Origin of the sequence: Vibrio owensii CAIM 1854 = LMG 25443 (assembly GCF_000817815.1) — a bacterium.
Lineage (GTDB): Bacteria > Pseudomonadota > Gammaproteobacteria > Enterobacterales > Vibrionaceae > Vibrio > Vibrio owensii.
Genome location: NZ_JPRD01000067.1, coordinates 1 through 13,323, shown reverse-complemented (window position 1 = coordinate 13,323; position 13,323 = coordinate 1). Strand labels below are relative to the sequence as shown.

At 46.1% G+C, this 13,323-nt stretch carries 13 protein-coding genes; 6 read left to right on the top strand and 7 right to left on the bottom strand.

What is annotated here, in order from left to right; translation table 11 throughout:
• Positions 1 to 156: 156 nt before the first annotated feature.
• Together cadC and zntR are read right to left on the bottom strand one after the other, a co-directional pair.
• Entirely contained in the window at positions 157 to 1,728 is a 1,572-nt protein-coding gene (gene cadC, locus H735_RS26865; RefSeq protein WP_020198124.1) for a lysine decarboxylation/transport transcriptional activator CadC, read from the bottom strand.
• A 165-nt stretch (positions 1,729 to 1,893) separates the two neighbouring features.
• Positions 1,894 to 2,292 (bottom strand): Zn(2+)-responsive transcriptional regulator, encoded by a 399-nt coding sequence (zntR, locus tag H735_RS26860; RefSeq protein ID WP_005434867.1) that lies wholly within the window; start codon positions 2,290 to 2,292, stop codon positions 1,894 to 1,896.
• Positions 2,293 to 2,558: 266 nt separating this feature from the next.
• Between zntR and purH the strand changes: the two genes are divergently transcribed.
• Together purH and purD are read left to right on the top strand one after the other, a co-directional pair.
• On the top strand, positions 2,559 to 4,151 hold the full coding sequence (purH, locus tag H735_RS26850) for a bifunctional phosphoribosylaminoimidazolecarboxamide formyltransferase/IMP cyclohydrolase (RefSeq protein ID WP_020198122.1): 1,593 nt from the start codon (positions 2,559 to 2,561) through the stop codon (positions 4,149 to 4,151).
• Positions 4,152 to 4,284: 133 nt separating this feature from the next.
• Positions 4,285 to 5,574: a phosphoribosylamine--glycine ligase gene (gene purD, locus H735_RS26845; RefSeq protein WP_020198121.1), complete on the top strand. Its 1,290-nt coding sequence runs from the start codon at positions 4,285 to 4,287 to the stop codon at positions 5,572 to 5,574.
• A 91-nt stretch (positions 5,575 to 5,665) separates the two neighbouring features.
• Here the strand turns inward: purD and H735_RS26840 are convergent, their stop codons facing one another.
• Positions 5,666 to 6,364: a DUF1481 domain-containing protein gene (locus H735_RS26840; protein ID WP_020198120.1), complete on the bottom strand. Its 699-nt coding sequence runs from the start codon at positions 6,362 to 6,364 to the stop codon at positions 5,666 to 5,668.
• 39 nt (positions 6,365 to 6,403) lie between these two features.
• Entirely contained in the window at positions 6,404 to 6,676 is a 273-nt protein-coding gene (hupA, locus tag H735_RS26835; protein WP_005433627.1) for a nucleoid-associated protein HU-alpha, read from the bottom strand.
• 253 nt (positions 6,677 to 6,929) lie between these two features.
• Between hupA and H735_RS26830 the strand changes: the two genes are divergently transcribed.
• On the top strand, positions 6,930 to 8,063 hold the full coding sequence (locus tag H735_RS26830; protein ID WP_005434876.1) for a CNNM domain-containing protein: 1,134 nt from the start codon (positions 6,930 to 6,932) through the stop codon (positions 8,061 to 8,063).
• Between the two features lie 80 nt (positions 8,064 to 8,143).
• Here H735_RS26830 and H735_RS26825 read toward each other — a convergent pair whose 3' ends face one another.
• Complete coding sequence (locus H735_RS26825) at positions 8,144 to 8,731, bottom strand: YjaG family protein (protein WP_005434878.1); 588 nt, start codon at positions 8,729 to 8,731, stop codon at positions 8,144 to 8,146.
• 66 nt (positions 8,732 to 8,797) lie between these two features.
• Here H735_RS26825 and H735_RS26820 point away from each other — a divergent pair, with 66 nt between their 5' ends.
• The gene (locus H735_RS26820) at positions 8,798 to 9,721 is read left to right on the top strand and encodes a D-2-hydroxyacid dehydrogenase (RefSeq protein WP_020198119.1); all 924 of its coding nucleotides are present in this window, start codon (positions 8,798 to 8,800) and stop codon (positions 9,719 to 9,721) included.
• Between the two features lie 7 nt (positions 9,722 to 9,728).
• Positions 9,729 to 10,301, top strand: a complete 573-nt coding sequence (locus H735_RS26815; protein WP_020198118.1) for a uracil-DNA glycosylase family protein — start codon at positions 9,729 to 9,731, stop codon at positions 10,299 to 10,301.
• Positions 10,302 to 10,521: 220 nt separating this feature from the next.
• Here H735_RS26815 and hemE read toward each other — a convergent pair whose 3' ends face one another.
• On the bottom strand, positions 10,522 to 11,589 hold the full coding sequence (hemE, locus tag H735_RS26810; protein ID WP_020198117.1) for a uroporphyrinogen decarboxylase: 1,068 nt from the start codon (positions 11,587 to 11,589) through the stop codon (positions 10,522 to 10,524).
• 247 nt (positions 11,590 to 11,836) lie between these two features.
• A complete protein-coding gene (gene nudC, locus H735_RS26805) occupies positions 11,837 to 12,634 on the bottom strand; it encodes an NAD(+) diphosphatase (protein ID WP_020198116.1) in 798 nt (265 codons plus the stop codon).
• Positions 12,635 to 12,812: 178 nt separating this feature from the next.
• Here nudC and H735_RS26800 point away from each other — a divergent pair, with 178 nt between their 5' ends.
• The gene (locus tag H735_RS26800) at positions 12,813 to 13,304 is read left to right on the top strand and encodes an Rsd/AlgQ family anti-sigma factor (RefSeq protein WP_020198115.1); all 492 of its coding nucleotides are present in this window, start codon (positions 12,813 to 12,815) and stop codon (positions 13,302 to 13,304) included.
• The last annotated feature ends 19 nt before the right edge of the window (positions 13,305 to 13,323 follow it).

The window sequence follows — 13,323 nt, the reverse complement described above, 5'->3', positions numbered from 1 at the left end:
GAGAATAGAGAATAGAGAATGAAAAGCCTCTCCTCTTATATAACAAGCGTCATTAGTAGAAATAGAGGTACGAAGCACACACAAGAGGCAGATACAAAAAAGCCCCTCACCGAAATGAAGGGCTAAAGATATCTTTACTTATTAGATAATGGCCGCCTACAACATACGAACCACGGAAGGATGCACTGCGCGATACATGGCGTAATCAATCGCCTTCATGTTACTTGGAAAAACCAAGTTCTCGCACAGTAAGTAGGTCTCTACAGATGTATCAATATAGAAGGCTTCGCTGTAGGATTCACTTGCCCAATCCAAATCACCATCCAATTCGGCATGCTTACCTCGAATCACGTAAGACAATACCGAATCACGAACGTCCAATGCTTGATTCAAATGTCGCTTAGCTAAATCAATGTCACCAGTGATCGTCTCATGCAGAGCTAACGCTTCATAAATACGTGGCTGAATAGGCCCAACCATCATCTTGGCGTTGGCTTCCAGCTTATCACTTAACTGCTGAACCCTGCTCTTTCTTAGTTCCAATGCAGGATCGAGTGCTTTTTGCACATGGTAAGCAATGAGTAGCTCCGATTGAACATAAGCATTATCTGGTTCAATCTCGAGGATTTTCTCCATCAAGTCGATACCATGTTGGAATTGATTCGCATCCGATACGTTCAAGTAGTGGTTTGCTTCAACAAACAACTCCAATGCGTCTGGGTTCATTGGCATACCCGCCACCAGCACTTTGGACTTCAGTTTTGCATCTGGCACTTTCAATACTCGCATCAAATCCAAAGACGCTTGTTGCATCACGGACTTTAAGTGGCTGTTAGTTAATGCGTACTGACGGCTAAACAGCACTTTCTCTGAAGAGTTGTTGCGGTATTCCACTTCAAGGAAGCTGCCACCATCATTTTCTTTGACGCGCACGACCACAGATTTCCCCGGAACGATACCGGTGGTAAACGAAGCTTTCTTGAGCATCACACGGTAGTCACTCACTTGAGCCACATCAGCCATCAACTTCTGCGCGAAGCCATCTGCTAAGTCATAACTTCGACCTTCTTTGCTGAAGTTATCTTGAAACTTGAACTCAATAAGGTGGGTATCAATGGCTTGCGTGATGCGCACTTCTGACTGCTTATAGGTAAACACCCCCATCACCACAACCAACACACTGATCCAGATGAAGTTCATAAAGCCCAATCGCCACGGGCTGATTTTGTTCGGTTTACGCGGCGCTTTTTTCTCTTTCGACATCTCGCAAACGGCGCGAGTTAAAGGCCCTGCAGGGAATGCTATAGTTGGTGCTGGCGCTTCTGGCAATTCTTCTTCTGTTTCTTCAACAACAGGAGGAAGAATTTCGGCATCGCAATGACGACTTGCAAGGAATTCCTCGTGTGTCATTGGGGTCACATTCGCCACCAGCTTGTAACCACGCTTAGGCACAGTGATCACGTAGCTGATGTTTTCTTCTCGACCATCTCGCAGAAGTTTACGCAGTTCGAAGATCGACTGTGTTACGACTTGATCCGTCACAATCGCACCAGCCCAAACATATTGGATCAGCTCTTCGCGATTGAACACTTCACTGGCGTGCTCAGCAAGAAAATGCAGTAGGTTTATTAAGCGTGGCTCAACGGTAACTTCCCTGTCTTGTCGATACAGCTTATTTTCATCAACGCTCAAAACCCAGTCATTGATTTGAAAATAGACTCCAACCATGTATGAAAACTCTCGTATCTGATAGACAGCGTCGCTTTAGGAATAGAGGGGACTACACATTCTTACAGTCGACTAAAGCCGAGATTATAGGTGGGAAAACGGCTTGAACCTAGAAAAGCAAGCCGCCAAAAATGCAAACTTAAATTAAATGACGCAAAAATGAGACTATTCAAGGGCTGCTAAGATAGAACAATGGCTGGCATCGTCGTTGTTATGCCCACAACACGCGTCGTTTATCTTCTTTAAAGCAGTACGGATTTTGCTCAGTTCAGCAATCTTCTCATCAATTAAAGTTAACTTTGCAGAAGTGATGGCTTTTACCTCTGCACAACTGTGTTCTGTTGCCTCTAATTTGATCCCTAGCAGCTCTTTTATTTCTTCTAGACTTAAGCCAAGCTCTTTCGCTTTTAGAATAAAGCGCACCTGCTTCTGGTTCTCTTCGTTATATAAGCGATAGCCCGATTCACTTCGCCCTGCGGGTGTTATTAACGCATTTTTCTCATAGAAACGAAGTGTATCGGCGGTCACACCACAACGTTTTGCCAGTTCACCAATCTGAAACATAACTTTCCTTATTAACTATCTCGTTACCTTTAAAGCTAAAAATCGAGTTTTTTGCAATTATTTTTGAGATGCCAAACGATTGCGCGAGCTTTTTTGTAATAAATTGGTTAGAATACGCGCCATCAAATAGTGGAGACTGTTTTCTAAGCATGAAAACGCCCGCAAAGGTCTTTACCAAAACTGGCCAATATTTTACCCCAAGAGGTGAAAACAAGTTCATTTTTGGCAAACATCTTTAACTCCGTGAATTTGAGGAAAATGGAAGCATGAATAACGCTCGTCCTATTCGCCGTGCGCTTATCAGCGTATCAGACAAAACAGGTATTGTTGAGTTTGCACAAGCTCTTGTTGAGCGCGGTGTCGATATCCTATCTACTGGTGGTACTGCTCGTTTACTTGCAGAGCAAGGCATCGCAGTAACTGAAGTCTCTGACTACACTGGTTTCCCAGAAATGATGGATGGTCGCGTTAAAACGCTTCACCCAAAAGTTCACGGTGGTGTGCTGGGTCGTCGTGGCCAAGACGATGACGTGATGGAAAAGCACGGCATCAACCCTATCGATATGGTTGTCGTTAACCTATACCCATTCGCAGAAACCGTTGCTAAAGAAGGCTGTACGCTTGCTGATGCGGTTGAGAACATCGACATCGGTGGTCCAACAATGGTTCGCTCTGCAGCGAAAAACCACAAAGACGTAACTATCGTGGTGAACGCTCACGACTACGACCGTGTGATCGCTGAAATGGACGCAAACGAGAAGTCTCTAACACTAGAAACTCGTTTCGACCTAGCTATCGCAGCATTCGAACACACGGCATCTTACGACGGCATGATCGCAAACTACTTCGGCACTATGGTTCCATCTTACGGTGAGAACAAAGAAGGTGATGAGGAGTCTAAATTCCCACGTACTTTCAACCAGCAATTCGAGAAGAAGCAGGACATGCGCTACGGTGAGAACAGTCACCAAGCAGCCGCATTCTACGTTGAAGCAAACCCACAAGAAGCATCTGTTTCTACTGCTCGCCAAATCCAAGGTAAAGCCCTTTCTTACAACAACATCGCAGACACTGACGCAGCACTTGAGTGTGTGAAAGAGTTCAACGAGCCAGCATGTGTGATCGTAAAACACGCGAACCCATGCGGTGTTGCTCTAGGTAAAGACATCCTGGAAGCGTATAACCGTGCTTACCAAACTGACCCAACATCTGCATTCGGCGGCATCATTGCATTCAACCAAGAGCTAGATGCTGAAACAGCAACCGCTATTGTTGAGCGTCAATTCGTTGAAGTGATCATCGCACCTTCTGTTTCTGCTGAAGCGATTGAAGTGGTTGCAGCGAAGAAGAACGTGCGTCTACTCGAGTGTGGCGAATGGACAACTAAGACAACGGGCTTTGACGTGAAACGCGTGAATGGCGGTCTACTGGTTCAAGACCGTGACCAAGGCATGGTAAGCCTCGACGACCTAAAAGTGGTTTCTAAGCGCCAGCCAACAGAAGAAGAGCTGAAAGATGCACTGTTCTGCTGGAAAGTAGCGAAATACGTGAAATCTAACGCGATCGTTTACTCGAAAGGCGACATGACTATCGGTGTAGGCGCAGGCCAAATGAGCCGCGTTTACTCTGCGAAAATCGCAGGCATCAAAGCTGCAGACGAAGGTCTACAGGTTGAAGGTTGTGTAATGGCATCAGATGCATTCTTCCCATTCCGTGACGGTATCGACGCGGCTGCAGAAGCAGGCATCAAGTGTGTTATCCAACCAGGTGGTTCTATGCGTGATGACGAAGTTATTGCAGCAGCAGACGAACACGGCATGGCGATGATCTTCACCGGTATGCGTCACTTCCGCCACTAGAAAGAAAAGATACGAGAGCGCTTCGCTACTGGAAACGGGAACGCTGCGCTCCGAGATGAGCAACACACTCCGTTCGTGTTGCTCAAACATTTTCTAGTTCTACTACTATCAATTTTGATTGAAGGTTTAAAACATGAATGTACTTATCATTGGTTCAGGTGGTCGTGAACACGCACTAGGTTGGAAAGCGGCACAAAACCCAAATGTTGAGACTATCTTCGTGGCTCCAGGTAACGCAGGTACAGCACTAGAGCCTAAACTAGAGAACGTAAACATCGCAGTAGAAGACATCGCAGGTCTGGTTGCTTTTGCAAAAGAGAAAGCTATCGAGCTAACCATTGTTGGCCCTGAAGCTCCACTGGTTATCGGTGTGGTTGATGCTTTCCGCGAAGCAGGTTTGCCAATCTTCGGCCCGACACAAGCGGCTGCGCAGCTTGAAGGCTCTAAAGCGTTTACCAAAGACTTCCTTGCTCGTCACCGAATCCCAACGGGTGCCTACGCGAACTTCACTGAAATCGAGCCTGCTCTTGCTTACGTACGTGAACAAGGTGCGCCGATTGTCGTAAAAGCTGACGGCCTTGCTGCTGGTAAAGGCGTTATCGTAGCGATGACGCTAGAAGAAGCTGAAGACGCAATCAAAGACATGCTAGCAGGCAACGCATTTGGTGATGCAGGTAGTCGTGTCGTTATCGAAGAGTTCCTAGATGGTGAAGAAGCAAGCTTCATCGTGATGGTGGATGGTGAGAACGTTCTACCAATGGCCACCAGCCAAGACCACAAACGCGTAGGCGACAAAGATACTGGTCCTAACACCGGTGGCATGGGTGCATACTCTCCAGCTCCAGTAGTAACACAGGAAATCCATAACCGCATTATGGAAGAAGTGATTTACCCAACGGTACGTGGCATGGCCGCTGAAGGTAACCCTTACACTGGTTTCCTATACGCGGGTCTGATGATCGACAAAGACGGCACTCCGAAAGTAATCGAGTACAACTGCCGCTTCGGTGATCCTGAGACACAACCTATCATGATGCGCATGGAATCGGATCTTGTTGATCTGTGCCTAGCAGCAATCGACGAGAAACTGGATCAAGCGGAATCAAAGTGGGATCCACGAGCATCGATTGGTATCGTGCTAGCAGCCGGTGGTTACCCAGCAGCGTACAACAAAGGCGACGTAATTTCGGGTCTGCCACAAGTTGAAATTGAAGGCGAAAAAGTCTTCCATGCTGGTACAGATAACAAAGACGGCGACATCGTGACAAACGGTGGTCGCGTTCTTTGTGCAACGGCACTTGGCAACAGCGTATCAGAAGCGCAGCAGCGTGCTTACGAGCTTGCAAAACAGATCAGTTGGGATGGCATGTTCCATCGCAACGATATCGGCTACCGTGCAATTGCACGTGAGCAAGAAAAATAAAAACAACTTCAGTTGGCTAAAACAACAAAAGGCGCACTAAGCGCCTTTTTTATTGTTCTTGTTCGAGAGTCGAGAGAGCTCGAAGCAATGTTTATTCGGAGATCAACTTCGGTCGCGGTACACAATCAAAGTCATCATCATTAAGCATCAGCAATTCATCCACCGTAGCGGTGTTACGCGACTCTTTACCGATAAACGCTATGTAGCTGTCCACTGACGCCAACCTATCAATCACAAACTTAGGCAGGGTCTGGTTAAACTCCAGCGTAGCAAACTCGCGACCTTTGCAGGTTTCGAACGTTTCACCATCCCAATAACCTTGGATGAGGCTCTGGCCGTCACGAGATTGTTTTTTGATAGACGTAACGACATCGTTCGCCTCTTGCTTGTAACGCTCTAATTGGTCACGTTGTAAAGGCAACACTTTTCCATTCACACGGTACTGCTGATAAATCGCGTCGCCATCTTTATTAAATCGAATGTGGATTTGAAAAGGCACTAATCCTTGTTTGGCATCGAGTTGTTCACCTTTTCGAATCAACTCTCTGAGCTCACCGTCATCCCAACGATAATCACTCTGATATGAACCGTAATCACCCATCGTGACATAGTCTGCTGCCGTACTAACACGCGTTAGACGCTCAGTCATCCAATATAAACTGGTGGCATCACCCATGATTTTCCCGCCAGAGAAATGGGTAAACTGGTCTAGATTTGGGGTTTCTACAGAAGAACAGCCAACAAGAGCAAGGCTTGATAGTAGGAGTGAAGTGAGTAGATGTTTTTTCATGAAATTGCACCGAGGCAGGATACCTCGGTGCATTTTAACTTAGTTTACTGATTCTTTCAGCGCTTTACCTGCTACGAATGCAGGTACGTTAGCTGCTGCGATTTGAATCTCGTCACCAGTCTTAGGGTTACGACCAGTACGTGCAGCGCGGTGGTTTACTTTGAATGTACCAAAACCAATTAGTTGAACTTGGTCACCCTCTTTAAGAGCGCCAGTAACACCCTCAAGAGTTGCTTCAAGAGCAGCTTTAGCTTGTGCTTTAGATAGGTCTGCTTTCTCTGCAATAAAGTCGATTAATTGGGTCTTGTTCATTAGGTTTCCCTTCTCATATGTTATCGAATTCATCTCACTCTAAAACATAAATGCCCCATCTGGCAAAGGTTTGTAAGCGATCTTTCGATTTTCTGACGCAGTTTTAGCCATAATATGAGTAATAACTCACAATTTGTTACTACTTGCACGAGGAAAGCTCTTGCTTTCTAATGCAATAAGACCGATTTATAAGGCACTTTTGCGGTTATAATCGCTTAAAATCCCGACTATCACATTACATTCAAGGGCAACTATGCTGCTGTTATCCATTTATATCTCTATTGCTATCGGCATTTCGTTTATCTGTTCGGTACTGGAGGCGGTACTTCTAAGTATCAGTCCGAGCTTCATTGCGCAGCTCAAACAACAGGGGCACCCGGCTTCTGCTCAGCTAGAAAAGCTAAAAGCAGACATCGACCGACCACTTGCTTCTATCTTGACGCTTAACACCATTGCTCACACCATCGGTGCGGCGACGGCTGGTGCACAAGCGGCAGTGGTATTTGGTAGCGAAGCGCTCGGTATCTTCTCTGCTGTACTGACACTAGCAATTCTTGTTCTATCAGAAATCGTACCTAAGACAATTGGTGCGACATACTGGCGCCAACTTGCACCAGCTGCAGCGGTTTCACTTCGCTGGATGGTGTGGGCACTAACACCATTCGTATGGTTCTCAGAGCAAATCACAAAACGTCTTGCTCGTAACCACGAAGCACCAAAAATGCGTGATGAGTTGTCAGCAATGGCTATTCTGGCGAAAGAAAGCGGCGAGTTTGCAGAGGGTGAATCAAAAATTCTGAGTAACCTGCTAGGCATTCAAGACGTACCAGTAACGCAAGTCATGACACCGCGTCCGGTCGTATTCCGGGTAGACGCGACGATGACCATCAATGACTTCCTAGAGAAGCACAAGGAGACGCCTTTCTCTCGCCCACTGGTTTACAGCGAGCAGAAAGACAACATCATTGGTTTTGTGCACCGTCTAGAGCTGTTCAAGCTGCAACAATCAGGCAGCGGCCAAAAACAACTTGGTTCGGTCATGCGCCCTATCCAAGTGGTACTGAACAACACCGCTCTACCTAAAGTGTTCGACCAAATGATGACTCACCGCCTACAACTGGCGCTTGTGGTTGATGAATACGGTACGGTACAAGGCCTTGTGACGCTAGAAGACATCTTTGAGCACCTACTGGGTGAAGAGATCATTGATGAAGCGGATAAGAGCACAGACATGCAAGAACTGGCTTACCAACGTTGGGAAAGCTGGAAAGAAAAGCACGGCGTAATTGAAAGCCGCGATGACGATGAAGAAGAGGAACAACTGGAGAAACAGGACAAAGAGCCAGAAGCTCAAGAGCCAACCAAACCAGACTCTAAAGAATCGTAATCAGCATTGGGCGTAACAGCTCAAACGCACAAATAAAAAAGGCATCCACCATGGATGCCTTTGTTTTATCTATTCAACAATTAAAGTGCAATGCCGATGTTGCTCACGGCTTCTTCGCGTAGCTCTTCACGCAAATCTTTAATCAGGCTGATGTCACGCTCTACCGCTTCACGCAGTGGACGGAAGATAGCCCACTGAACATCCCACTCTTCACACACGGCTTCATTTTCTTTTTGATTGTCGTTTGTGATTGGCTCTGCGCCTTGTGCTTGTTCTAGGTCAGCAACGGTTTGTACCGACTGTTGGCTCACTTTAAGCATTGAATCGAAAAGGTAGTCGCGATCCAACAGACCATGCAGCAGTGTCGACAAGCTCTGACAAGCATCCATCGCTGGATAAACACCGTAAAAATCGAACTCATCTGCACTTGGGAACAATTCTTCTAACTTCTCTAATTGACGTTCGAAGTTAATTTTCGCGTTCTTAACCGTCAGAATTTCCCATACACTATCAAGAATCGCTCGGTAAGCACGTGGCTCAGCAAATTCTGTATTCTCACAAAACATCGCATAGTTTGGATACATGCGTTCACACAGGCACGCCATGAAGGTAATTTGTTGCCAAGGTTCTAGTTTTTCCAAACGAACCTGAAGAGGATTCTTAAGCATAGTCACTCAATCATTGAAGAAAAAATCAGCGAAAGTGTACTTGATTCATCACAGGGAAAAAAGTTAATGCAGCATCCAAATCAGATTTTCCTGCTCTCAGAGCATCGCGACACCTACGAAACGTTACTGGCGGAGAAAAATCTGCCCAATCTGGCCATCACAAACAAACCTCAAGATGCTCAGATCGTACTGGCGGATCCACCATTACTATCACAAAGGTTAGACGAGTTTTCACAGCTTGAGTGGGTGCAATCGACATTTGCAGGGGTGAATGCTCTGATGGTGCCGAGTCTGCGCCGGGATTATACCCTGACTAATGTTCGCGGTATTTTTGGCCCACTGATTGCCGAGTACGTGATTGGCTACAGCATTGCTCACTTCCGTCACTTCATGCAATACCACCAGCAGCAACAGAGCAAACAATGGCAGCCGCATCTGTATACCTCACTACAAAGCAAGACCATGGTGATTCTCGGTACCGGCAGCATCGGCAGTCATTTGGGTAAAACGGCACAATTGATGGGCATGAAAGCCATAGGAATCAATCGTACTGGCATCCCTACTTCTGGTGGTGAATTCAATCAAACTTTTCATATCAATGAACTTGCCAGCGCCTTTCACCAAGCGGATATCGTGGTAAATACGCTGCCAAGCACGCCAGAGACGCAACGTTTGCTCAACAGTGAAGTGTTAAGCCATCTTAATCAGGTATTGCTATTTAATGTTGGAAGAGGCGATGTGATTGATGATGCGGGTCTGTTGATCGCACTAAAAAATCGTTGGGTGGAACATGCTTTTCTCGATGTGTTTGAACAAGAGCCACTTTCACCGCAACATCCGTTTTGGAAACTTCAGCAAGTAACCATCACTCCTCACATCGCGGCGTTAAGTTTCCCTGAGCAAGTAGTCGACATTTTTGCAGACAACTACTTGAGTTGGAGGGACGGTTTCTCTCTAAATAATCAGGTTGATTTCGACAAAGGGTATTAACCGTTTTATGTCTCTAGAAACATTGCTAAAACAAGTGCGAGCCTGCCAGATCTGCGCAGACGATTTACCTTTGGGCGCAAACCCTGTCGTGCAAGCTGCAAAAGACGCACGCATACTAATAATCGGACAAGCGCCGGGGACACGTGTGCACAAAACCTCGATACCTTGGAACGATCCAAGCGGCGATCGGTTACGCCACTGGCTCGATATCGACAAAGACACTTTCTACGACCCAAACAAAATAGCCATTGTCCCGATGGGTTTCTGCTATCCAGGTAAGGGGAACTCAGGCGATTTGCCTCCTCGCAAAGAATGTGCGCCCGCTTGGCATAAACAGATTCTTGACCAGTTGCCCAATATAGAGCTGACACTGCTGATTGGTCAGTACTCACAGCAGTACTATCTCACCGACAAACCAAAGACACTCACGCAAACCGTTCAGCAATGGCAGGATTGGGAACCGGACTTTATCCCGCTTCCTCACCCCTCTCCACGCAACACATTATGGCTAAAGAAGAATCCTTGGTTTGAATCTGACGTCGTGCCATACCTTAAAAAACGCGTTCATTCGATGCTTTAGGTTACCCATGTTCTAATTGCTTGTTTATCTGTACAAGAAAATTAGCGCACAAGAACCATGAACATAAGTTATTGTTTATAAGAAACTTTAATGCCTAACGTACAGTTTAAATAGTAATTAGATCATGGCAGACCAAATGCTACCAGAGCTGTACAGCCTTGAGTTTCAGATAAAAAAATACCGGCACTGATTGCCGGTATTTGATTTCAAAAAATCGAAGTTACTTGTGGTACGGCTTAGATAGCTCGTGTACAGCTTCCACAAATACGCCCGCGTTTTCTGGCGGCACATCCAAATGGATACCGTGACCTAGGTTGAACACGTGACCAGTACCTGCATCACCAAAGCCTTCTAGAATACCCGCGACTTCTTCACGGATACGCTCTGGTGAAGCGTAAAGCATTGATGGGTCCATATTACCTTGTAGAGCCACTTTGTCACCGATACGCGCTTTTGCGTCTGCGATGTTAATCGTCCAGTCTAGACCTACTGCATCACAGCCCGTTGCTGCGATTTGCTCAAGCCACATGCCGCCGTTCTTAGTGAACAGCGTTACTGGTACGCGACGACCGTCGTTTTCACGAATCAGGCCATCTACAATCTTGTGCATGTATTGCAGTGAGAACAGATTGTAATCACGAGGAGTCAGTACACCGCCCCATGTATCAAATACCATCACCGATTGTGCACCCGCTTTAATTTGCGCGTTTAGGTACTCGATAACGCTGTCTGCTAGCTTATCTAGAAGTAGATGCAGCGTTTGCGGTTCTGCGTACATCATCTTCTTGATCTTAGTAAACGCTTTAGAGCTGCCGCCTTCAACCATGTAAGTCGCCAGTGTCCATGGGCTACCAGAGAAACCAATCAGTGGAACGTCACCGTTCAAGTCTTTGCGGATTTGACGCACTGCGTTCATTACGTATTGCAGCTCGCCTTCTGGATCTGGCAGGCCGATCTTTTCTATGTCTGCTTTACAAGTGATTGGCTTATCGAAAACCGGACCTTCACCCGCAGCAAAGCGAAGTTCTAAGCCCATTGCATCTGGGATAGTTAGGATGTCAGAGAACAAGATCGCTGCATCAAGAGGAAAACGGCGTAGTGGTTGAAGCGTTACTTCTGACGCCAACTCCGCGTTTTTACACAAAGACATGAAATCGCCCGCTTGCGCACGAGTTGCTTTGTATTCTGGTAGGTAACGACCTGCCTGACGCATCATCCATACTGGCGTGTAATCTACTGGCTCTTTTAGAAGGGCACGCAGATAACGATCATTTTTTAATTCAGTCATTCCGTAATTCCAATTGTTAGGCTTTCTTTGAAAGGGGGTATTCTATCACTGATTTAATGCTAATAGCTGTGTGCTTTGCAATCTGGATCAAGTTATTAACTTTTAAATCAGTGCTTAATTTGCACCCAGTCGGTATCAGTGTTAAAAATTTATTCGCTAGCGAAAACTACAATTATAAACTGAGTACCCGGTACTCAGCATCTCATAACGACATCTTACTTACCCCCTCCCTCTCGGAGGGTTTTTTTTATCTATTTTTCAGAGAATTAGATTCGATATCTTGTCGCGTTTGCTCGATAAGAGCTCGAGCAATTGTCCCTTCTGGCGCAACCGGCGGCATCTCGTCAATGCCAAACCATTGTGCGTCAGACAACTCAGTGTAATCAGGATTCAATTCACCAGACTCGTAATCCGCAAGAAATGCCATCATCATGCTGGATGGGAAGGCCCATGGTTGGCTGCCAAAATAGCGAATATTTTTAACGTGTACGCCGGTTTCTTCGTGTATTTCACGAGCGACACATTCTTCTAGGGTTTCTCCCACCTCTAAAAAGCCCGCAATGACGGTGTACATGCCATTTCGATGACGAGGATGCTGTGCCAACAAAATCTGGTTATCTTTGCGTACAGCGACAATGATGCAAGGGAAAATACGTGGATAGTGCAAAGTACGGCACTCACCACACTGCATCGCTAGCTGGTTCTTATTGAGAAAGTTTCGACCACCACACTGGGGGCAAAAGCGAAGGCTTTGTGTCATGTGCCCATATTGAATCGCTTTGCTGATCAGCAAGAAGACTGCCTCTGGGAAATGCAGACAATCACGCAGAGACACCAGTTCTAAATCGTGGTCTAAATCCGACAGATTTACCCACATCACAGGGGCATTTTGGTACTCACCTATCTGCCTTGCACTCACTTCTGGCAGTGAGAACTGCTCTGCATTGCCAAATGGTATAGCACCATCCACCAGCCAAACATCGCTTCCTGAGACAACACACCAATAGGCGTTTTTCGTACGGTTAACTTCACCTTTTCTTAACATTACAGCGTCCCTTTGCTTGAAGTTCATTCATTTTACTGGCAATCTAATTTCATACCAGAGTTTGTCGTTCGCCAAATTTGCAACTATAAATTCTAGTAAGGACAAGAGTTTGTAATCACTTTACTAACTTTGCTTTGCAAAGGATACGTTCGCCAATGGGCGATCAGATCATGAGGGCATGGTCATGCTAAAAAAATTCAAACAAACACAAGACCAATGGGGCGGTTCCAGTGACGTTATTGACCATTGGCTGGAAACGAGACAATCTCTGATTGTCGAATATTGTAAGCTTGCAGCACTGCAACCTTGTTCGAAATCCAATGTCATTGAACTCCCTTCCCCTGACGAACTTCAGCACTTCTGCCAACACCTTGTTGATTATATCTCTGAAGGTCACTTTAAAATCTACGATATGGTGATGGATAAGTGGAAAGCCACTGGCTTTGTCGCGACAGATGAAATAAACCAGACTTACGCGAAGATCGTCCTCACTACTGAGCCGTTGCTGAACTTTGCCGACAAATACTCTGATGTTTCAGCCGAAGATGAACTGGCTGATTTTGACGAAGATATGTCTTTGATTGGGGAAATCATTGAGACACGCTTCGCGGTAGAAGACCACTTGATTCAGTTGATTGCCGACAGTTTAGCGATGCCGCCTGGCGCATAAGAAGCGAGAAGCGAGAAGC